General features: G+C 69.7%; 22 protein-coding genes. 18 read left to right on the top strand and 4 right to left on the bottom strand.

The window, feature by feature from the left end:
• Positions 1-2: 2 nt before the first annotated feature.
• From ACQPYS_RS15465 to ACQPYS_RS15395, 15 genes are all read left to right on the top strand, one after another.
• Positions 3-1,799, top strand: a complete 1,797-nt coding sequence (locus ACQPYS_RS15465) for a nickel-dependent hydrogenase large subunit (RefSeq protein WP_433489941.1) — start codon at positions 3-5, stop codon at positions 1,797-1,799.
• A 108-nt stretch (positions 1,800-1,907) separates the two neighbouring features.
• On the top strand, positions 1,908-2,744 hold the full coding sequence (locus ACQPYS_RS15460; RefSeq protein ID WP_433493056.1) for a NifU family protein: 837 nt from the start codon (positions 1,908-1,910) through the stop codon (positions 2,742-2,744).
• Positions 2,741-3,370 (top strand): DUF5947 family protein, encoded by a 630-nt coding sequence (locus ACQPYS_RS15455; protein WP_433489940.1) that lies wholly within the window; start codon positions 2,741-2,743, stop codon positions 3,368-3,370. The genes ACQPYS_RS15460 and ACQPYS_RS15455 overlap by 4 nt, the downstream gene beginning before the upstream one ends.
• Positions 3,367-4,014 carry a DUF6084 family protein gene (locus ACQPYS_RS15450; protein WP_433489939.1) on the top strand — a complete coding sequence of 216 codons (648 nt, stop codon included), beginning with the start codon at positions 3,367-3,369 and terminating at the stop codon, positions 4,012-4,014. The genes ACQPYS_RS15455 and ACQPYS_RS15450 overlap by 4 nt, the downstream gene beginning before the upstream one ends.
• Positions 4,011-5,336, top strand: a complete 1,326-nt coding sequence (locus ACQPYS_RS15445; protein WP_433489938.1) for a hypothetical protein — start codon at positions 4,011-4,013, stop codon at positions 5,334-5,336. The genes ACQPYS_RS15450 and ACQPYS_RS15445 overlap by 4 nt, the downstream gene beginning before the upstream one ends.
• A 13-nt stretch (positions 5,337-5,349) precedes the next feature.
• The gene (locus tag ACQPYS_RS15440) at positions 5,350-5,469 is read left to right on the top strand and encodes a DUF6893 family small protein (protein ID WP_373861379.1); all 120 of its coding nucleotides are present in this window, start codon (positions 5,350-5,352) and stop codon (positions 5,467-5,469) included.
• Between the two features lie 22 nt (positions 5,470-5,491).
• On the top strand, positions 5,492-5,809 hold the full coding sequence (locus ACQPYS_RS15435; RefSeq protein WP_433489937.1) for a hypothetical protein: 318 nt from the start codon (positions 5,492-5,494) through the stop codon (positions 5,807-5,809).
• The gene (locus tag ACQPYS_RS15430) at positions 5,769-6,287 is read left to right on the top strand and encodes a hydrogenase maturation protease (RefSeq protein WP_431938061.1); all 519 of its coding nucleotides are present in this window, start codon (positions 5,769-5,771) and stop codon (positions 6,285-6,287) included. The genes ACQPYS_RS15435 and ACQPYS_RS15430 overlap by 41 nt, the downstream gene beginning before the upstream one ends.
• Positions 6,288-6,289: 2 nt before the next feature.
• Complete coding sequence (locus ACQPYS_RS15425; RefSeq protein WP_433493055.1) at positions 6,290-6,532, top strand: HypC/HybG/HupF family hydrogenase formation chaperone; 243 nt, start codon at positions 6,290-6,292, stop codon at positions 6,530-6,532.
• The gene (hypF, locus tag ACQPYS_RS15420) at positions 6,529-8,799 is read left to right on the top strand and encodes a carbamoyltransferase HypF (protein ID WP_433489936.1); all 2,271 of its coding nucleotides are present in this window, start codon (positions 6,529-6,531) and stop codon (positions 8,797-8,799) included. Before ACQPYS_RS15425 ends, hypF begins: the two co-directional genes overlap by 4 nt.
• Before the next feature lie 19 nt (positions 8,800-8,818).
• A complete protein-coding gene (locus tag ACQPYS_RS15415; RefSeq protein ID WP_063034641.1) occupies positions 8,819-9,142 on the top strand; it encodes a HypC/HybG/HupF family hydrogenase formation chaperone in 324 nt (107 codons plus the stop codon).
• A complete protein-coding gene (gene hypD / locus ACQPYS_RS15410; RefSeq protein WP_063034640.1) occupies positions 9,139-10,251 on the top strand; it encodes a hydrogenase formation protein HypD in 1,113 nt (370 codons plus the stop codon). The genes ACQPYS_RS15415 and hypD overlap by 4 nt, the downstream gene beginning before the upstream one ends.
• Entirely contained in the window at positions 10,244-11,323 is a 1,080-nt protein-coding gene (gene hypE, locus ACQPYS_RS15405; RefSeq protein ID WP_433489935.1) for a hydrogenase expression/formation protein HypE, read from the top strand. The genes hypD and hypE overlap by 8 nt, the downstream gene beginning before the upstream one ends.
• A 93-nt stretch (positions 11,324-11,416) precedes the next feature.
• Positions 11,417-12,478, top strand: a complete 1,062-nt coding sequence (locus ACQPYS_RS15400) for a HoxN/HupN/NixA family nickel/cobalt transporter (RefSeq protein WP_431938464.1) — start codon at positions 11,417-11,419, stop codon at positions 12,476-12,478.
• Positions 12,475-13,251 carry a DUF6390 family protein gene (locus ACQPYS_RS15395; protein ID WP_433489934.1) on the top strand — a complete coding sequence of 259 codons (777 nt, stop codon included), beginning with the start codon at positions 12,475-12,477 and terminating at the stop codon, positions 13,249-13,251. Before ACQPYS_RS15400 ends, ACQPYS_RS15395 begins: the two co-directional genes overlap by 4 nt.
• Here ACQPYS_RS15395 and ACQPYS_RS15390 read toward each other — a convergent pair.
• Positions 13,221-14,558 (bottom strand): MFS transporter, encoded by a 1,338-nt coding sequence (locus ACQPYS_RS15390; protein WP_433489933.1) that lies wholly within the window; start codon positions 14,556-14,558, stop codon positions 13,221-13,223. The two genes, ACQPYS_RS15395 and ACQPYS_RS15390, sit on opposite strands and share 31 nt — an antisense overlap.
• Here ACQPYS_RS15390 and ACQPYS_RS15385 point away from each other — a divergent pair.
• A complete protein-coding gene (locus ACQPYS_RS15385; protein WP_433489932.1) occupies positions 14,552-14,953 on the top strand; it encodes an ArsR/SmtB family transcription factor in 402 nt (133 codons plus the stop codon). The two genes, ACQPYS_RS15390 and ACQPYS_RS15385, sit on opposite strands and share 7 nt — an antisense overlap.
• Positions 14,954-15,000: 47 nt before the next feature.
• On the opposite strand, the gene ACQPYS_RS15380 is transcribed toward ACQPYS_RS15385, so the two are convergent.
• Positions 15,001-15,363, bottom strand: a complete 363-nt coding sequence (locus tag ACQPYS_RS15380; RefSeq protein ID WP_063034637.1) for an ArsR/SmtB family transcription factor — start codon at positions 15,361-15,363, stop codon at positions 15,001-15,003.
• 93 nt (positions 15,364-15,456) lie between these two features.
• Here ACQPYS_RS15380 and ACQPYS_RS15375 point away from each other — a divergent pair, with 93 nt between their 5' ends.
• Positions 15,457-17,433 carry a heavy metal translocating P-type ATPase gene (locus tag ACQPYS_RS15375; RefSeq protein WP_433489931.1) on the top strand — a complete coding sequence of 659 codons (1,977 nt, stop codon included), beginning with the start codon at positions 15,457-15,459 and terminating at the stop codon, positions 17,431-17,433.
• A 98-nt stretch (positions 17,434-17,531) separates the two neighbouring features.
• Here the strand turns inward: ACQPYS_RS15375 and ACQPYS_RS15370 are convergent, their stop codons facing one another.
• The gene (locus ACQPYS_RS15370) at positions 17,532-18,506 is read right to left on the bottom strand and encodes an acyl-CoA thioesterase (protein ID WP_433493054.1); all 975 of its coding nucleotides are present in this window, start codon (positions 18,504-18,506) and stop codon (positions 17,532-17,534) included.
• A 340-nt stretch (positions 18,507-18,846) separates the two neighbouring features.
• Here ACQPYS_RS15370 and ACQPYS_RS15365 point away from each other — a divergent pair, with 340 nt between their 5' ends.
• A complete protein-coding gene (locus tag ACQPYS_RS15365) occupies positions 18,847-19,020 on the top strand; it encodes a CsbD family protein (RefSeq protein ID WP_431938465.1) in 174 nt (57 codons plus the stop codon).
• Positions 19,021-19,046: 26 nt separating this feature from the next.
• Here ACQPYS_RS15365 and ACQPYS_RS15360 read toward each other — a convergent pair whose 3' ends face one another.
• Positions 19,047-19,745, bottom strand: a complete 699-nt coding sequence (locus ACQPYS_RS15360; RefSeq protein WP_433493053.1) for a YczE/YyaS/YitT family protein — start codon at positions 19,743-19,745, stop codon at positions 19,047-19,049.
• Between the last annotated feature and the right edge of the window lie 266 nt (positions 19,746-20,011).

The raw sequence follows: 20,011 nt of genomic DNA, 5'->3' as shown, positions 1-20,011 counted from the left end.
CGATGACACAGATCATCCCCGAGCCGTCGCATCGCACGATCGAACCGGACAGCCTCGTCGAGATGGCGTGGGATCCGATCACCCGCATAGTCGGCAGTCTCGGTATCTACACCAAGATCGATTTCGACAACAGCGAGGTCGTGGAGTGCCACAGCACCTCATCGATCTTCCGCGGCTACTCGGTGTTCATGCGCGGTAAGGACCCCCGCGACGCCCATTTCATCACCAGCCGAATCTGCGGCATCTGCGGCGACAACCACGCGACCTGTTCCTGCTACTGCCAGAACATGGCCTACGGCGTGCAACCGCCCCACCTGGGCGAGTGGATCGTCAACCTCGGCGAGGCGGCCGAGTACATGTTCGACCACAACATCTTCCAGGAGAACCTGGTCGGGGTGGACTTCTGCGAGAAGATGGTCGCCGAGACCAATCCCGGCGTGCTCGCGGTGGCCGAGCGGACCGATGCCCCGCACGCGCAGGCACACGGCTACCGCACGATCGCCGACATCATGCGCGCGCTGAACCCGTTCACCGGTGAGTTCTACCGGGAAGCCCTGCAGGTGAGCCGGTATACCCGCGAGATGTTCTGCCTGATGGAGGGCCGGCACGTGCATCCGTCGACGCTGTACCCGGGCGGCCCGGGAACCGTGGCGACGGTCCAGCTGATGACCGACTACATGACCAGGCTGATGCGCTACGTCGAGTTCATGAAAAAGGTCGTGCCGATGCACGACGATCTGTTCGACTTCTTCTACGACGCGATACCCGGCTACGACCAGGTGGGCCTGCGGCGCACGCTGCTGGGCTGCTGGGGTTCGTTCCAGGATCCCGAGTTCTGCAACTTCTCCTATGCGGACATGGAGGACTGGGGTCGCAAGATGTTCGTCACCCCCGGTGTGGTCGTCGACGGCAAGCTGGTCACGACCTCCCTGCTCGATATCAATCTGGGCCTGCGGATCCTGCTGGGCAGTTCCTATTACGAGGACTGGACCGACCAGGAGACGTTCGTGGCCACCGATCCGCTGGGCAACCCGGTGGACCGGCGGCACCCCTGGAACCAGCACACCAATCCCCGGCCGCAAAAACGCGACCTGGAGGACAAGTACAGCTGGGTCATGTCGCCGCGCTGGTTCGACGGCAGCGACCACCTGGCCCTGGACACCGGCGGCGGGCCGCTGGCGCGGCTGTGGTCGACGGCGCTGGCCGGGCTGGTCGATATCGGGTATGTGCAGTCCACCGGCCACAGCGTGCAGATCAACCTGCCCAAGACCGCGCTCGCGGGCCCGGTCACGCTGGAATGGAAGATTCCCGTGCACGGCAGCAACACCATCGAACGCGACCGCGCCCGGACCTACTTCCAGGCGTATTCCGCGGCCAGTGCCTTGCATTTCGCCGAGAAGGCGCTGGCGGAGATCCGGGCCGGGCACACCAAGACCTGGGAGGAGTTCGAGGTGCCCGAGGAGGGCATCGGTTGTGGTTTCACCGAGGCGGTGCGCGGTGTGCTCTCGCACCACATGGTGATCCGGGACGGGAAGATCGCGAACTACCACCCGTATCCGCCCACCCCGTGGAACGCCAGTCCGCGCGACAGCTACGGCACGCCGGGTCCGTACGAGGACGCGGTGCAGGGCCAGCCGATCTTCGAGGAGAACGACCGCGAGCACTTCAAGGGCATCGACATCATGCGCACCGTCCGCAGTTTCGATCCCTGCCTGCCGTGCGGCGTGCACATGTACCTCGGTAAGGGGCAGAGCCTGCGGACGCTGCATTCGCCGACGCAGACGGCCACACCGGAGTGAATCCGGTACCGGCGACGGGAGAGTGAGGTGGACGCACCCCCACACGGACAGGATGACACAGCACCTGACGGGCAGCGCTGGCGTGCGTCGGGCGACCGGATAGAGACGATGCTCGAGGCCAGTTCGGCGGGGGGCGCCGTCGCCCGGGAACGGGCCGAGGAACTGGTACGCGAGGTGGCCGGGTTGTATGGCGCGGGACTCGCCCGTGTGGTGGAGCTACTGGACCCGGGGTCGGTCGAACGCCTGGCCCGCGACGACCTGGTCGCGAGCCTGCTACTCGTGCACGGGCTGCACCCGCACGACGTGGCGGCCAGGGTGCGGACCGCGCTCGACAGTGTGCGGCCGTATCTCGGCTCGCACGGCGGCGATGTCACCCTGGTCGGCATTGTCGACGGGGTGGTGCGCCTGGAACTGACCGGCAGTTGCCGCAGCTGCCCGTCCTCGTCGGTGACCCTGGAACTGGCGGTGGAGGACGCGGTACGTACCGCTGCCCCGGAAATCGAGGCCATCGAAGTCGTGGCCGCGGAACCGGAACAATCGAAGGGGTTGATCTCCACCGATTCGCTGTTCTCCCGGGTGCGCGCCGACGAGCGGGCGGCGGGCAGCTGGGTGCCGGTCCCCGAACTGGCCGAACTCGTTCCCGGCGAAGTGGGCGGCTTCGCGGTCGCCGACCACACGGTGCTGGCCTGCCGGGTGGGTGAGCAACTGTTCGCCTACCGGGACCACTGCCCGGGCTGTGGGCATTCGCTCGCGGGGGCCGCACTGCACCGGCGGGCCGGATACCCGGCCGGTGACGCGGTCCTGCGCTGTCCGACCTGTCGCGCGCATTTCGATGTCGTCCGGGCGGGCGCGCGTCTCGACGGCGACGGTCACCTCGAACCGCTTCCGGTCCTCGTCCGGTCCGGTGAACTGTCGGTGGCCGTGCCGGTGGGGGTGCCGGGGTGAACACACCGTCGCGAGTGCTCCGGCGGATCACCGCCGAACGCCCGCCCACGCCGCGGGCGGGCGAACGCTGCGAGATGTGCGCCGCGCCCATCGCCGCCGAGCACCAGCATGTGGTGGATCTCGAGGGCCGGCAGCTGATGTGCGTCTGCCGCGGCTGCTATCTGCTGTTCGTGGACCAGCAGGCGGCCCTGCGGTACCGGGCGGTGCCCGACCGCTACCTCGCCTTCCCCGGGTTCACCATCGGCCCGGCGGAATGGGACGCGCTGGATATACCGGTGGGGCTGGCCTTCTTCTTCCACAACTCCGCGGAGGACCGGACCGTGGCCTTCTATCCCGGCCCGGCGGGCGCGACCGAATCGGAACTGCCGCTGGACCGATGGAATACGATCCTGCGGCGGCACCCGGAACTGGATGTGCTCGCCGCCGATGTGGAAGCCCTGCTCATCCGCGTTCCCGATAACGACAGCGATCGGGCGAGCTGTCTGCTCCTGCCGATCGACGCGTGCTACGAATTCGTCGGCCGGATGCGCCTGCTCTGGCGCGGTTTCGACGGTGGTCGGGATGTGCGTGACTATCTGGACGAATTCTTCGCGGCCGCCTCGGCCCGGGCCCGGGACGCGCGATGAGCCCCGTGCACTCGACCACGTTCGCGGTGCTGGAGATCGCGCCGCAGCCCTACTCCGTCGCGCCGATCCTGTCCGCCCGGGTCGGCATCGCCTCGCTCGCGGACGAACCCGTCCACGCGATCGCCCTACGCGCGCAGGTGCGGATCCAGCCGTCGCGCCGCCGGTACTCCGACGAAGAGGGCGCCGGGCTGACCGACCTGTTCGGCGCGCGTGAACGCTGGCGGGATACCCAGCGATCCTTCCTCTGGATGCACTGCGCCACCATGGTTCCCGGCTTCTCCGGCGGCGCCGAGGTGGATATGCCGATGCCGTGTACCTACGACTTCGAAGTGACCGGCTCGAAATACCTGCACGCCCTGCGCGACGGCTCGGTGCCGCTGCTGTTCCTGTTCAGCGGCACGGTGTTCATCAAGGGCAGCGGTGGCTTCGCGATCCAGCAGATCCCGTGGGACCGTGAGGACACCTTCGATATGCCGCTGTCGGTGTGGCGGGAGCTCATGGCCGCGCATTTCCCCAATACCGGCTGGGTCCGCCTGCACCGGGACACCCTCGACGCGTTGGCCGCCTACAAATCCGGCCACGGTCTGCTCGGCTTCGACGACGCGGTGACCCGGCTGCTGGCGCGCGCGGAGGAACTGCCGTGACCGCCGATCCGCTGACCCGGGCCCGCGCCATCGCCGACGCGGTGCTCTACGAGGGCTATCTGCTCTATCCCTACCGGGCGACCACGCGCAAGAATATGGCGCGCTGGCAGTTCGGGGTGCTGGGACCGCCGGGAGCGGCCGCGGCGGGATTCGGCGAGGAGCCGTCGCTGTCGGCCGGGTTCCTGCTGGACCCGGCTGCGGACCCGGTACTGACCTGGACCGTCCGCTTCCTCCAGCTCCAGCGGCGGCAGGTGGTCGATGGTGACGGCCGGCCGCGCGCCCAACTGTCCGTCGGCGCGCGCTCGTGGCTGTCCTGGGACGAGGCCGTCACCCAGAAGATCGTCATCGGCCCAGTGGCCGCGGAATCCCTCGTCCGTCCGCTGACCGTCCCCGCGGGCGTCGATATCGAGGAGATCGCCGACACCGCGGGCCGGGCAATCGGGACTCTGGTGCGCACCCGGCAACCGCTCGCCGGCGAATTCTCGCTCGTCGTCGAGCACGCCGGCGGGTTCCTGCGGCTCACGGTGGAGATCAGCAATGTGGGTCGCCCCGCGACCGGTACACAGGACGCACTCGCCCGTTCGCTGATCGGTGCGCACGTCCTCGGGCAGGTCGGCGGCGGACAGTTCGTTTCGTCCCTGGATCCACCGGCGGCGGCCGCACCGGCGGTCGGACACTGCGCGTCGCGCCGGTGCTTCCCGGTGCTCGCCGGCCCGCCCGGTGATCACAGCCTGCTGCTGATCTCGCCGATCATCCTCTACGACCACCCCGAGATCGCCGCGCAGAGCCCGGGAGAGCTGTTCGATTCCACCGAGATCGACGAGATCCTCACCCTGCGGGTGATGACGATGACCGACGAGGAGAAGGCACAGGCCCGGGCGACCGACCCGCGCGCAGCCGAGATCATCGACCGCTGCGAGGCCGTCTCGCCGGAAGCGATGCGGCAGCTGCACGGTGTGTTGCGCGAACCCGGCCCCGATCGGCCCCACCCGGTACCCGAGGTCCCGGAGGGGATCGATTGGTGGGACCCGGTCGCCGACCGCGCCGTCCGTCCCGAGAGCGACGCGGTGCCGGTGGCGGGTGTGCTGGTGCGCCGGGGTAGCCGGGTCCGGCTGCACCCGTCCCGGCGGGCCGACGCCCAGGATCTGTTCGTCGACGGTGCGCCTGCCCGGGTCGTCTCGGTGCACCAGGACGTGGACGGGGAGTCACACGTCGGGGTCGTACTGGACGACGACCCCGCGGCCGAACTGCACGAATGGTTCGGCCGGTACCTCTATTTCGCGCCCGACGAACTGGAGCCGCTCGACGAGCCCGAGAAGTGAAAGGAAGTACGTGATGCAGACGGTGGGAGTTGTCTCGACAGCGGTGGTGGCGGTGCTGGCGGCAGCGGCTGTCTACCTCGGTGTGCGCTCGGTACCGGACCTCCGGAGATATCTGAAGATCCGGCATATGTAGCGGCGGATCGGAAGGAGTCACGATGCAGGACCCGAGAGAAGAACCACAGCAGGAACGCGGTGAGCCGGGCTCGCGCGATACCGGTGCGGACACCGTGGCCGGTGGACCCGCCGAACGCGAACCGGGCGATATCGGTCACGAGGAGGTGACCTCCGCGCACGGCGAGGACGCCGAGCGGGAGGCCGAGTTCACCTCGGAGCCGCCCGCCGGTAGCGAACCGGCCGTTCCGCCCTACCAGGAGCGCAAACCGACGGCGAACGAACCGGAGGAGACGGCGACCGGGACGGTCGACGACCAGGATGTCGGCGGGGCGACGACGCCGACCGACGGAAAGGGCTGAGCCGACGGATACCGTACTGATCGCCGGGATCGGCAATATCTTCCTGGGCGACGACGGTTTCGGACCCGAGGTGGTGCGGCGTATGCCGGAGCGCCCGGCAGCCGGTGCGCGGGTGATGGACTACGGCATCCGCGGTATGCACCTGGCCTACGACCTGCTCGACCCCTGGGATGCGCTGGTGCTGGTCGACGCCCTGCCGGATCGCGGCACGCCGGGCCGGATCGAGGTGCTGCGGGCCGAACCCGGATGCGCCGAGACCGCGGCGCTGGACGCCCACGCGATGGATCCGGCGGCGGTGTTCGCCGGTGTCCGGGCGCTGGGCGGCACCGTGCCCCCGACCGTGGTCGTCGGATGCCAGGTCGAATCGGTGGACGAGCGGCTCGGACTGTCCACCCCGGTCGGTAACGCGGTGGACGCGGCCGTGGCGGCCGTGGACCGTGTCGTCGCCGAACTGCTCCGCCCATATCAGGAGGTGTGACCATGTGTCTCGGTATTCCCGGCCGGGTCGTCACGGTACCCGACGGCTACCACCGCCAGATCGCTGTGGTGGACGTCTCCGGTGAACAGCGGCGGGTGAACATCGGCCTGCTCGAGGACGATCCCGCGCGGCCCGGCGACTGGGTGGTCATCCATATGGGCTTCGCGGTCGAGAAGACCGACGCGGCCGGCGCGGCCGAGGCGATGGCGGGGTTACGCCTACTCGGCCGGGGTCAGCAGCCGTGACGGCCGACCGGGCGCGGCGCCGGTTCGTGGTGCGCGGTGTGGTGCAGGGCGTCGGGTTCCGGCCGTTCGTCTACACCACCGCGGCGGAGCTCTCACTGAGCGGCCGGGTATCCAACGACAGCAGCGGGGTGTTCATCGAAACCGAGGGGACCCTTGCGGACCTCGCGGAGTTCGAGCGGCGCCTGCGAACCGCCCCGCCGCCGCTGGCCGTGGTGGACTCGATCGAATGCCGGGAGCTGCCGCTGCGTGGCGGTACCGGATTCCGGATCACCGACACCACCGCGGGCGGCGGGCGTACGCTCGCTTCACCCGATATCGCGATCTGCGCGGACTGCGCCGCGGAACTGCGCGATCCCGCCGACCGGCGCTTCCGGCACCCCTTCGTCAACTGCACCAACTGCGGTCCGCGATTCACCATCATCGCCTCCCTGCCCTACGACCGGGCGCGGACATCCATGGCCGATTTCCCGATGTGCGAGCGTTGCGCCCGGGAATACCGCGATCCCGCCGATCGCCGGTTTCACGCCCAGCCCATCGCCTGCCCGGAGTGCGGTCCCCGCCTGTACTACGACGGGACGGGCGGCGGTGAACCGCTCGCCGCCGCGCGTGCGCTGCTGCGCGCGGGCGGCATCCTCGCCGTGAAGGGCGTCGGCGGTTATCACCTGGCCTGCGACGCCACCGACGAGACGGCGGTGGCCGAGCTGCGCCGCCGGAAACGCCGCGGCGGCAAGCCTTTCGCCGTGATGGCGCCGGATCTCGCGGTCGCCGGGGGGATAGCCGGGATCGACGGCGTCGCCGCGGCGCTGCTGACCGGCCCACAGCGCCCCATCGTGCTGCTCCCGCGCGGTGCCCGGCAGGTCGCCGGATCCGTCGCGCCGGGCAACCCGGATCTCGGCGTGCTGCTGGCCTATACCCCGCTGCACATCCTGCTCTTCGGGCTCCCCGGCGACCCTCCCGGTCCCGATGTGCTGGTGATGACATCCGGCAACCGCAGCAGCGAACCGATCTGCCATGACGACGCGGACGCCCGGGAACGCCTCGCCGGGCTGGCCGACGGATGGCTGTGGCACGACCGCCGGATCCTGGTGCCCTGCGACGATTCGGTGGTGCGCGTCGTCGACGGCGCCGAAACACCGGTGCGCCGGTCGCGTGGATACGCGCCGCTGCCACTGGCATTGCCCGTGCCGGTGGCACCGACGTTCGCGGTGGGGGCCGATCTGAAGAACGTCTGCGCGGTGGCCGACGGCCGATACGCCTGGTTGAGCCAGCACGTCGGCGATATGGACGATCTGGCGACGCTGCGGGCCTTCGACGCCACCGAACAGCACCTCCGTGAACTGACCGGTGTGCGCCCCACCCAGCTTGCCGCCGATACCCACCCGGGCTACCGCTCCACGGAGTGGGCGCGCCGCGCGGCCGGCGACCGCCCGGTGCGCACCGTGCAACACCATCACGCGCATATCGCGGCCGTGATGGGGGAGCACGGCCTCGGGCCGTCCGACACCGTGCTGGGAGTCGCGTTCGACGGCACCGGGTTCGGCCCCGACGGTGCGGTCTGGGGCGGGGAGTTCCTGGCCGCCGGGTACAAGGGCTACCGTCGGCTGGCGCATCTGAAATATGTGCCGCTGGCAGGTGGCGATACGAGCGTGCACCGGCCGTACCGGATGGCGCTGGCGCATCTGTGGGCAGCGGGTATGGAATGGCGGCCCGCGATCGCCTCGGTGCGCGCCTGCCCGGCGGCCGAACGCCCGGTGCTCGCCCACCAGTTCGAAACCGGGCTGGGCTGTGTGCCGACCTCCAGTATGGGCCGGCTGTTCGACGCGGTGGCCTCGCTGGCCGGGATCCGCCACACCGTGGATTACGAGGCGCAGGCCGCTATCGAACTCGAAGGTGTGTCCCGGCGCGGCAATACGGACGGCGTCGACTACCGGTTCGCGTTCGATACCGGCCGCGACCCGATACCGATCGATCCCGCCCCGGTGCTCGCGGCGGTGGTCGCCGATACCGCGCACGCGGTACCGGCGGCGGTGATCGGCGCCCGTTTCCACGCCGCGCTCGCGCGGCTGGTGCTCGAGATTGCTCTGGCCCATACGGGACCGGCCACGACCGTCGCCCTGTCGGGCGGGGTGTTCCAGAACGCGCTGCTGCTGTCGGCCACCCGGCGGCTGCTGCGGGCGCACGGTTTCACCGTGCTCACCCACCACCGGCTGCCGCCCAACGACGGCGGTCTCGCGTTCGGTCAGGTGCTCGCGGTGGCCGCGGGCTGAGTGGAGAAGGAGGACGATCATGTGCCTGGCAGTTCCCGGAAAGGTACTCAGCCTCGAGGAGCGCGACGGCACGCTCATGTCGGTCGTCGATTTCGGCGGCGTGCACAAGGACGTATGCCTGCAATACATCCCTGATGTCGCGATCGGCGACTACGTCGTCGTGCATGTGGGGTTCGCCATCAACCGGCTGGACGAGGAATCGGCGCTGCGGACCCTGGCCGAATTCGAACACCTCGGTGTGCTGAACGAGGAGTTCGCCGACGGTTTCGCCGTCGCGGCCGCGCAGGCGGGAGTGGAAAACCCGGAAGCGCCGCGGCAGCGCGACCCCGAGGAGGAGCCGTGAAGTATCTCGACGAATTCAGTGATCCGCACTTGGCGAAGAAACTTCTCGACCGGATCCGCGCCACCACCGACCGCCGATGGGCGATCATGGAAGTATGTGGTGGGCAGACACATTCGATCATCCGGCACGGAATCGACCAATTGCTGCCGGACCGGATCGAGATGATCCACGGCCCGGGCTGCCCGGTATGCGTCACCCCGCTGGAGGTCATCGACAAGGCCCTCGAGATCGCCGCCCGGCCCGGGGTGATCTTCTGCTCCTTCGGCGATATGTTGCGGGTCCCGGGCAGCGAGAAGGATCTCTTCCACGTCAAGAGCGAAGGCGGGGACGTCCGGGTGGTCTACTCGCCGCTGGACGCCCTGGAGCTGGCCAAAGCGAACCCGGACCGGCAGGTGGTCTTTTTCGGAATCGGTTTCGAGACCACCGCCCCGGCCAACGCGATGACCGTCTACCAGGCCCGGCGCCTCGGTATCGAGAACTTCTCGCTGCTGGTATCGCATGTGCTGGTGCCGCCGGCGATCGCCGCCATCATGGAATCGCCGCAGTGCCGGGTCCAGGCGTTCCTGCTGGCCGGGCACGTGTGCACGGTGATGGGTACCGAGGAGTATCCGCCGCTGGCCCAGCGGTACCGGGCTCCCATGGTGGTCACCGGGTTCGAACCGCTGGATATCCTCGAGGGCATCCGCCGCACGGTGGCGCAACTCGAGGCGGGCCGGCACGAAGTGGAGAACGCTTATCCGCGCGCGGTCTCGGCGGCGGGGAATCCGGCGGCCAAGGCCATGCTCGACGATGTCTTCGAGGTCACCGACCGGGCCTGGCGGGGGATCGGCGTGATTCCGGACAGCGGGTGGCGGCTGTCGGCGCGCTACCGCGATTACGACGCCGAATACCGGTTCGCGGTGGGCGAACTGCATGCGGCCGAATCGGCGATCTGTCGATCCGGCGAGGTCCTGCAGGGTCTGATCAAACCCAACGAATGCGCCGCGTTCGGCACCCAGTGCACACCGCGCAACCCGCTGGGCGCCACCATGGTCTCCTCCGAGGGCGCGTGCGCCGCCTACTACCTGTACCGCCGACTGGACCAGCCCGCGGAGGTGGCCCATGCGTGAGGATCCGATGACCCCGACGGTGACGATCGATGCCGACGCGTGGGTCTGCCCGATGCCGCTGCGCGACGCACCGAATATCGTGATGGGCCACGGCGGGGGCGGGGCCATGTCGGGGGAGCTGATCGAGCACCTGTTCCTTCCGGCCTTCGGGGCCGCCGCCGACACCGGTCTGGGAGATTCCGCGGTCGTCACGGTCGACGGCACCCGCCTGGCCTTCTCCACCGATTCCTTCGTCGTGAAACCGCTGGTGTTCCCGGGCGGTTCGATCGGCGAGCTCGCGGTGAACGGCACCGTCAACGATCTGGCCATGGCCGGTGCGCGGCCCCTGGTCCTGTCCACCGCGTTCATTCTCGAAGAGGGCACCGCGCTGTCCGAGATCGCCCAGGTGGCCGAGGCGCTCGGCACCGCGGCATCGGCGGCCGGTGTCTCGCTGGTGACCGGCGATACCAAGGTCGTGGACACCGGGCACGGTGACGGCATCTTCATCAACACCGCCGGTATCGGTGTGCTCGCCGACGGCGTCGATATCCGGCCCGAGCGCGCGGCCCCCGGCGATATCGTCGTGGTCAGCGGTGAGATCGGGGTGCATGGTATCGCGGTGATGAGTTGCCGCGAGGGCCTGGAGTTCGGGACGGCGGTGCTCAGCGATACCGCGCCGCTGGGCGGCCTGGTGGCAGCCATGCTGGAAACGGGTGCCGACCTGCACGTACTGCGCGACCCGACCCGCGGTGGGGTGGCCGCCACGCTGAACGAGATCGCCCGTGCCGCCGGCACGGGTATCGCGCTGGACGAGACCGCGCTGCCGGTACCGGCAGCGGTCCGGGACGCGTGCGGGCTGCTCGGCCTGGACCCGATGTATGTCGCCAACGAGGGCAAACTGGTCGCCTTCGTACCGCCCGCCGACGCGGAGCGGGTGCTGGCGGCGATGCGCGCCCATCCGCTCGGGGCCCACGCGGCGGTGATCGGCCGCTGTGTCGAGGAGCATCCGGGCATGGTGGTGGCGCGCACCGCGCTCGGCGGTACGCGGGTGGTCGATCTGCCCGCCGGTGAGCAGTTGCCGCGGATCTGTTGATGCGGCGCGTCCGCTGGGGCCGCCGCCCGGAAGGAACGAGGTACACCGACGGTGCGGAAATCGGTGGCGGCCCTGCGAGCGGGCTGGTCGGATCTGGATCCCGCGCAGCGCCGCAGCGTGGCCGGGATGACCCTCGCGGTCGTCGCGCTACACCTCATCGGCTTCGCGACACTGCTGTTCCTGGTGGTTCCGGGCGGCTATCTCGTGGACGGCGCCGTCTTCGGTGCCGGGCTCGGGATCACCGCCTACACACTGGGGATGCGGCACGCGTTCGACGCCGACCATATCGCCGCGATCGACAATACGACTCGCAAACTGGTGGCCGAGAACCAGAAACCGCTGTCGGTCGGTTTCTGGTTCTCCCTCGGGCATTCCACCATCGTGTTCGTGCTGGTCGCCCTGTTGGCGGCGGGGGTGAAGGCGCTCGCGGTCGATCTGCAGGACGACAATTCGCGGTTGCAGCGGTGGACCGGCGTCTTCGGCACCGGTGTCTCGGGTACCTTCCTCATCCTGATCGGGTTGCTGAACCTGATATCGCTGATCGGAATCTGGCGGGTGTTCCGCGGTATGCGGAGCGGGGTGTATGACGAAGCCGAACTCGAACGCCGGCTCGATGACCGCGGCGCGCTGAACCGCGTATTCGGTCCGCTGATGCGCGCGGTTCGCCGGCCCTGGCAGATGTATCCGGTCGGATTGCTGTTCGGACTCGGATTCGACACCGTCACCGAGGTGGGTCTGCTCGTGATCGCCGGTGGCGCGGCGGCCACCGATCTGCCCTGGTACGCGATTCTCGTACTGCCCGTGTTGTTCTCGGCGGGTATGTCGCTGTTCGACGCCATGGATGGCACGTTCATGAACTTCGCCTACGGCTGGGCATTCGCGGGCCCGGTCCGCAAGATCTACTACAACTTCGTGGTCACCGGTCTGTCGGTCGCGGTGGCCCTGTTGATCGGGGCGCAGGAGATCATTTCCATCCTGACCGAGAAGCTCGACCTCACCACCGGCCCACTCGCCTGGATCGGTGCGCTCGATCTCGGCGCGATGGGGTTCATCATCGTCGGTCTCTTCGTCCTGACCTGGGCCGCCGCCGCGGCCGTCTGGCGATTCGGTGACGTCGAGCGGCGGTGGCGGCGCGAAGTACCGGTGGACCCGTGAACACGCCCGCCGATACCCGCACCGCCCGGGGAACCGAGATGTTCGCCCGCTACGCCTACGCGCCCAACCTGCTCGGCTACTGCGGCCCGGCCGAGACCTCGGCCCTGCGCGGCGGCACCCCGGAGCGGGTGCGGGCCGCCGCGCGTCATTTCACCGGGGCCTGGCCCTACCTGCGGGTGATGTCGCGGATGACGGGTATCGCCGATCCGCTGGACCACCGGCTAGTCGAGTCGTACTGGATCGGCGGCGGCGTCGGCGCGGGACTGGATCCGGACGCCTTCGTCACCGAGTTGCTCGCCGTGATCGGCCCGGCCGCGGGGCACTATTGGCAGTACCTCGCCGCGGAGTCGCTGGCCGGTGAGGCGGCAGCCAATCACTGCTTCCACGTGTTCGGTATCTACCCCTGGACCCGGCTGCTCGGTCGCGGCGGGGAACAACCGATCCGGGTATTGGACTGCTGCCGGATCAGCTGGGCCACCGTGACGGCCAGACACGGGGAGGAACTGACGGTGCGGCGTCGCCGGTTGCGCTTCGAGGCGGGCCGGTTGCGGTTGGGCGCGCCCACGGCGCTGATGGTACCCGTATGGGAGGACGGGTACTCCGCCGTGCCCGACGCCTCGCCGGGGCAGCTGGTCGCCCTGCACTGGGACCGGCTGTGCGGCCCGCTGACTCCGGTACAGGTGCGCACGCTGGCCGTGACGACCGCTCGGCAGCTGCGGGTCACCAACCGGCGATTGGCATATCAGCCGACCGGTGTGGGCCACCGCCGGTGATCGTCGTCGATGACGAAGGTGTGGATGTGCCGGTAGCTGTTCGCGCCCACCGGTACCGCGTCGTGGATATGCCCGGGATCGATCCGGCCGTCGTGGACGTGGCCGAGCGCGGCGGGATCGTGCCGGGGCCAGCACCGCAGCGCCGCGACCAGACCGGCTCCGGCGACGAGCGCCAGCACGATCCAGGCGGTGGCGAACCCCGTCGAGGTGGCGAGCCGGCCCGCCAGCGGATAGGTGATCAGCCAGCACAGATGCGAGAGCGAGAACTGCGCCGCGAAGAGGGCCGGGCGGTCCAACGGATGCGCCGAGCGTCGTAGTACCCGCCCGGCGGGAGTGATCGCCAGTCCGGTTCCGGCGCCGATGAGTGCCCACACCGCGAGGGCGGCGGACCGGCTCTCGGACCCGGACAGCGCCATCGTGATCGCCATTACGATGCCGAGAACGAGGGTCCCCGCCCCGGCGAGCACGATCGAGCGTTCTCCGACCCGGCCCAGCATCCGGGGCAGTACCAGGGCCGCGAGCATCGTGCCGAACCCGTTGGCCGCCAGCAGTACCGCGACCTCGGCGGGCGAACCACCCAGAACATCGCGGACGTAGTTGACGGTATTGACCATCACCACCGACCCCACCGCCGCCACCACGAGGTTCACCCCGAGCAGTCCGCGCAGCCGCGGGGTGGCGGCGAAGATCCGCATACCGGCGGCGGTCCGGTGCCATATCCCGGTCGCCGCGCGGCGGACGGGATCCGGGATCGCCGTACCCGCGACCAGTATCGCGGAGATGAGGAAGCCCAGGGCGGTGCCGGCGAATAACCGGTGGAAATCCAGCACGGTGAGCAACAGCGCCGCCAGCAACGGGCTGAGCAGGCTCTCCATCGTCGCGGCGAGTTGTGATGCGGACAATGCCCGGGTGTAGTCGTGTTCGTCGGGCAGGATATCGGGCAGTGTGGCCTGGAAGGCCGGGGTGAACACGGCCGACGCGGTCTGCAGCACCGCGATCGACAGATAGACCTGCCACACCTCGTGCACGAAGGGCAGACTCAGCGCCGCCGCGACGCGCACCAGGTCCAGCGTCACCAACAGGCCTCGGCGCGGCAGTCGATCGGCGTAGGCCGCCGCGACGGGCGCGACGGTGACATACACGGCCATCTTGATCGTCAGGGCGGTGCCGAGGACCAGGCCCGCGTCCTTTCCGGCGAGCTGATAGGCGAGTAGCCCCAGCGCCACGGTGGCCAGACCGGTACCACACAGGGCCGACACCTGCGCCGCGAACAGGCGCCGGTAGGCGCGATGGGCGAACAGTGACAACCCTCGACTCCTCGATCCGTGCCGAGCAGGCAGAATACGTGCTCGTGTACGCACACGATTCTAGTAGTCATTGGTCCGAGCTCCCGTCCCCGGATCTCGTGGACGCGGCAACCACGGCGCTGCGGATGCTGTCCGACCCCACCCGGCTGCGGCTGCTGTGGCTACTGAGTGGCGACGACGAACTGGATGTCGGTTCGCTGGCCGCCCGGGTTTCACTGGCCCGGCCGGCGGTCTCGCAGCATCTGGCCAAGCTCGAATTGGCCGGATTGGTGGTGCGGCGGCGGGGCGGCCGACGCATGCTCTATCGCACCCGGGGTGGTCACGTGCGCCGTCTCCTGGTCGAAACGCTGAACGCCGCCGAACACCGGGTGCGCGGAATACCGGACCACGACTGAGGTCCCACGCTCACCGCCGGTGCCGGGCCGCCCCGTTCCGGCCGGGCTCAGCCTGCCGCTTCGGGGCGGTCGGCGAGGCCCAGGCGGAGGTGTTCGCTGTGGTAGATCGCCTCGTCGAGCAGCTGGGCGACATGACTGTCGTACAGGCTGTAGACGATGCTGCGCCCGCTGCGCGCGCCGGTGACCAGGCCGAGGTTGCGCAGGAGTCGCAGTTGGTGCGATACCGCCGACTGCTCCATTCCGACCGCCGTCGCCAGCTCGGTCACCGGTAGGGGGCCCTGGCGTAGTTCGCTGAGGATGAGCAACCGGCTCGGCGTGGCCAATGCCTGCAGAGTGGTCGCGACGCGGGCCGCCGCGTCCCCGTTCAATCGCGCGATCGGGCGGTCCCGGCCTTCGACCCCGTGTCCCATAAGCAGACAGCATATCAACCAGCATGAATGAAGACGTCTTCATGTGTTCTGTTATGGTCGGTGAATCGTTCGTTCCCGCCGTGGAGGTGACCTGTGGCCGTTCCGACGCGTACGCCCATCGATTCGACGCGCGTGCCCGCCGCCGTGGCCGTGCGCCGGACGAAAATGTTCGAACTGCCCGAGACCCGTTGGGCGGCAACAGCGGTGGTGCTCTTCGCGGCCGGAGTCGCGACGCAGCTGGCCGACGGCCCGGCCTGGTCGTGGTGGGCGCTGTACCTGGCCTGCTACGCCGCGGGCGGGTGGGGACCCGCCACGGCCGGACTGCGCGCGCTGTGGAAGCGGACGCTGGACGTGGATCTGCTGATGGTGGCCGCCGCGCTGGGTGCCGCGGCGATCGGCCAGGTCGGGGACGGTGCGCTGCTGATCGTCATCTTCGCCACCTCGGGCGCATTGGAGGCCTTCGCGAGCGCGCGGACCGAGGATTCGGTGCGCGGTCTGCTGGACCTGGCGCCGGATACCGCGACCCGGGTCACCGCGAACGACGAGGAGGAGACGGTCCCGGTCGCCGCACTCGAGATCGGCGATACGGTCGTGGTCCGCCCCGGTGAACGGATCGCCGCCGACGCCACCGTGGTGGCCGGCAGCAGCGAAGTCGATCAGGCCACCATCACCGGAGAGCCGCTTCCGGTGGACAGATCCGTCGGCGACGAGGTCTTCGCCGGCACCCTCAACGGCACCGGCGCCCTGTGGATCCGGGTCGACCGCCGCGCACAGGATTCGGTCGTCGCCCGGATCGCCACCCTGGTCGAGCAGGCGAGCCACACCAAGGCCCGCACCCAGCTGTTCATCGAGAAGATCGAGCAGCGCTACTCGGTGGCCATGGTGGCCGCCACCCTGGCCATCTTCGTGGTGCCGCTGCTGTTCGGTGAGTCGCTGCAGCCGGCGCTGCTGCGCGCCATGACCTTCATGATCGTGGCCTCCCCGTGCGCGGTGGTGCTGGCGACCATGCCCCCGCTGCTGGCCGCCGTCGCGACCGCCGGGCGGCACGGAGTTCTCGTCAAATCCGCCGTCGTGATGGAACGACTAGGGACCACCGACCTGCTCGCGTTCGACAAGACCGGAACATTGACCCGCGGCGTTCCGGAGCTGGTCGAGATACGGTCCACGACCGATTCGTTCGACGCCGACGCGGTGCTGCGGCTCGCGGCGGCAGTGGAACGGCTCAGCGAACACCCGCTCGCCGCGTCCATCGTCCGGGCCGCTCGTGCGCGCGGGCTCGAGGTACCCGCGGTCGGCGATTTCGCCGCCGAACCGGGCCGGGGAGTCAGCGCGCGCGTCGGCGATCACCACGTCGGGGTCGGCTCACCGGCGGCGCTGGTGGTGGCCGCGCCCGGCGCGGATACCGCCGCGGCCACGGCCGCGGCCCTGCAGTCGCGTGGTTGCACCGTGGTCGTGGTGACCTACGATCACCGGCCGATCGGCGTCCTCGCCCTGGCCGACGAAATGCGCCCGGAGGCCGCCGCCGCGGTCACGGCGTCGCGGCAGCTGACCGGGGCGAACCCGGTGCTGCTGACCGGTGACAACCGGGTGGCCGCCGAGCGGCTGGCCACCCGGGTCGGCATCACCGATATCCGGGCCGAGTTGCTGCCCGCGGACAAGGTCACCGCCGTCCGGCAGTTGCGGGCCACCGGCGCCGCGGTGACCGTGGTGGGTGACGGGGTCAACGACGCGCCCGCTCTCGCGGCCGCGCACGCCGGTATCGCCATGGGCGGCGCGGGTTCGGATCTGACCCTGCGGACCGCCGATGCCGTGGTGGTCCGCGACGATCTCACCGCCATCCCCGCGGTGCTGGCACTGGCCCGGCGAGCCCGCCGTATCGTGATCGCCAATCTGGTGATCGCCGCATCCTTCATCGCGGTGCTGGTGGTGTGGGATCTGGTGGGCACCCTGCCACTACCGCTCGGCGTGGCGGGACACGAGGGCTCCACGATCATCGTGGGTCTCAACGGCCTGCGCCTGCTGCGCGGCGCCGCGTGGCGGCGAGCCTTGGGAGCCGGCCCGGTCGCCTGACGGGTGGCCCCGGACCCGGCGGATCGCCGCCCCCTGGGCGCTGCGCCGTTCCGGGCACATCCTCGGGCCCGGTTCCCGACGGCGGGCCCCGGCCTGACTCAGCCCGGAAGCGGCGCGCGGAAATGGCTGGGTTCGGCGTCGGCCGGTAGATCGGCGGCTGTGGCGAACGGTTCGGCCTCGGCGCGCAGGTCCACGAGATGACGGGCATGGGCCGCCAGGGACCGGTCCTCGTCGGAAACCGGTGTCCACTGCTGGATGGGCCGCGCTTTGCCGACGGCATCCACCGCCACGACCACGGCCAGGCCGTGCGCGGCGAGGGCCGGTTCGTCGGAATGCGGATCGGTCGCGGTCACGTGCACGCTGATGTGCATACTGCGCGGGCCGGTATGGATCAGTCGGGCGGTGACCTCCACGATATGGCCGATGACGATGGGCCGGTAGAAGCGGATCCCGCCGAAATAGGAGGTGATCACATGCTGACCGGCCCAATCGGCGCCGCAGACATACGCGGCTTCGTCGATCCACCCCATCGTGCGGCCGCCGTGCACCTTACCGCCCCAGTTGATATCCGACGGCGCCGCCAGGAACCGCAGGGTCGCGCTCGGCGCGGTGCCGGCGGCGGTGTAGCGCTGCGCGGCCATGGCCTCCTCGATCCGCTTCCGGACCGATATCCGGGCCCGGGCCTGCCGATGGCGCCGCAGTTCGAGGATCGTGGCCGGTTCCCACTGGGGCACCGCGACCGTGCGCCGCGCCTCGTCGACGGCGACGAAGATCGTGAGGCACTGCGCCGTCTGGACCGGTTTCTGCCGAGTGGGGTCGGTCGAGTAGACGCTGACCAGAATATGCATGCTCGTCCGGCCGGTGTGGACGAGGTTGGCGTGCAACTCGACGAGTTCTCCGACCGCGATCGGCCGGTCGAGGTGGATATTACCCACATAGGCGGTGACGCAGTAGCGGCCGCTCCACTGGGCCGCCGCGGCATAGGCGACCTTGTCGATCCATTCGAGGAGCTTGCCGCCGTCCACCGCGCCCGCGATACCCGCATCGGCGGGTTTGACGAGGAAGCGGTGGATCGCCTCGGGCCGTCTACCGGACGCGGCCGGGGTCGGGAGGGGGTCGATGGTTGTGGCGTTCACGGGCCTGCCGATCTGCTCGGTGGTGGAGGTACGGGTCCCGACTCCGTTGTCGTCGGAGCAGAATAGGCAGGTGCGGCGCTACGGGCGAGTAGGACGCCGCCCGCGGCCGGGAACCCGGCGAATCGCGCGGTGTAGGCAGGTCTCGGTCGGGTCGCGGATGCGCCGCGGTGGTCCGGCAGCGGCACGAAGTGGGGTGTTTGAGGGGGCGCGCGGTGGTTATTCGGCCGACGATCGGCCGGACCGCCGGCCGGTTACATCCGAAGAGAGGGGACAGGCGATGGGTGCGAAGGACAAGTTCGAAAACAAAGCCGAAGAACTCGCCGGTCAGGCCAAGGAAAAGCTCGGGAAGGCCACCGGCGACGAGAAGACGGAGAACGAAGGCAAGGCCGACCAGACCAAGTCCAACCTGAAGGACGCGGGCGAGAAGGTGAAGGACGCCTTCCGCGACTGATCGAGCCGTCGAACGGGCGACACCGGTTACCGGTGTCGCCCGTTCGGTGTCCGGATCGGCCCGACGACGCGGATCCGGCGCGCGGACCCGTGGCGGGCCGCCCGGGGGCAAGGGCCGGAGGGGGCCGGCCCGTCCTCGCCGCCGACGGGTCCGGGGACCACGTCCGCGGCCCGCGTTCGCCGGGTTGTGGGGGCACCGAATCCGGGTAGCCGGCCGGCGGCGAGCGGGATCATCAGCTGGATCAGCGGTCCGATAGCGACCGCGTAGACCACGGTGCCGAAACCGACGCTGCCGCCCAGTAGCCAGCCGCTGGTCAGGACCGTCACCTCGAGGACCGTCCGGACCCGGCGGATGGGCCATCCGGTCCGGCGGGCCAGCCCCGTCATCAGACCGTCGCGCGGGCCGGGGCCCAGCCCCGCGCCGATGTACAGCACACTGGCCAGTGCGTTGAGCACGACCGCGAAGACCATCGCCCCGAGCCGGACCGGCATCGACTCCCAGTGCGGCAGCAGCCAGAGTCCCGTATCGACCGAAACGCCGACGAGCACCACATTGCTTACCGTGCCCACACCGGGCCACTGGCGCAGCGGAATCCAGGCCAGTAGGACGACCGCGCCGGCCACCACGGTCACGGTGCCGAAGCTCATCGGCAGCTGCCGGGTGACGCCCTGGTGGAAGACGTCCCACGGGTCCAAACCGACTGCGGCGCGGATCATCACGGCCATCGAGAACCCGTACAGCCAGAGCCCGGCGAACAGGGCGGTGAGACGACCGGTCACGGGACGAGCTTCCCCGGATCTGGCCCCGTGGTACAGAGCCACCTACGCACAACTGGATACTCGCCTGGCCAGTGGAGCGGCCGGTGGCCATCTATTTCTGGGGGAGATCCGGCGCGGGCGGCTCGCGCGCCGGATATTCGACCCGGTCGCGGAGGACCATCGCCGAATCTGTCTCCCGGCGAACTGGAGTCGGACCGCGGCGCGCGGATGCG

Source organism: Nocardia grenadensis, from assembly GCF_050942415.1.
GTDB classification, from domain to species: Bacteria; Actinomycetota; Actinomycetes; order Mycobacteriales; family Mycobacteriaceae; genus Nocardia; species Nocardia grenadensis.
Note: the sequence above shows the minus strand (reverse complement) of the source record. Positions and strands in the feature narration are given on the sequence as shown.

Excerpts from the sequence above, each read along its gene's own strand:
- ACQPYS_RS15465 (WP_433489941.1), top strand. The coding sequence starts at position 3 with ATGACACAGATCATCCCCGAGCCGTCGCATCGCACGATCGAACCGGAC.
- ACQPYS_RS15460 (WP_433493056.1), top strand. The coding sequence starts at position 1,908 with ATGCTCGAGGCCAGTTCGGCGGGGGGCGCCGTCGCCCGGGAACGGGCC.
- ACQPYS_RS15450 (WP_433489939.1), top strand. The coding sequence starts at position 3,367 with ATGAGCCCCGTGCACTCGACCACGTTCGCGGTGCTGGAGATCGCGCCG.
- ACQPYS_RS15440 (WP_373861379.1), top strand. The coding sequence starts at position 5,350 with ATGCAGACGGTGGGAGTTGTCTCGACAGCGGTGGTGGCGGTGCTGGCG.
- ACQPYS_RS15435 (WP_433489937.1), top strand. The coding sequence starts at position 5,492 with ATGCAGGACCCGAGAGAAGAACCACAGCAGGAACGCGGTGAGCCGGGC.
- ACQPYS_RS15430 (WP_431938061.1), top strand. The coding sequence starts at position 5,769 with ATGTCGGCGGGGCGACGACGCCGACCGACGGAAAGGGCTGAGCCGACG.
- ACQPYS_RS15425 (WP_433493055.1), top strand. The coding sequence starts at position 6,290 with ATGTGTCTCGGTATTCCCGGCCGGGTCGTCACGGTACCCGACGGCTAC.
- ACQPYS_RS15415 (WP_063034641.1), top strand. The coding sequence starts at position 8,819 with ATGTGCCTGGCAGTTCCCGGAAAGGTACTCAGCCTCGAGGAGCGCGAC.
- hypE (WP_433489935.1), top strand. The coding sequence starts at position 10,244 with ATGCGTGAGGATCCGATGACCCCGACGGTGACGATCGATGCCGACGCG.
- ACQPYS_RS15380 (WP_063034637.1), bottom strand. The coding sequence starts at position 15,363 with ATGGGACACGGGGTCGAAGGCCGGGACCGCCCGATCGCGCGATTGAAC.
- ACQPYS_RS15365 (WP_431938465.1), top strand. The coding sequence starts at position 18,847 with ATGGGTGCGAAGGACAAGTTCGAAAACAAAGCCGAAGAACTCGCCGGT.
- ACQPYS_RS15360 (WP_433493053.1), bottom strand. The coding sequence starts at position 19,745 with ATGGCCGTGATGATCCGCGCCGCAGTCGGTTTGGACCCGTGGGACGTC.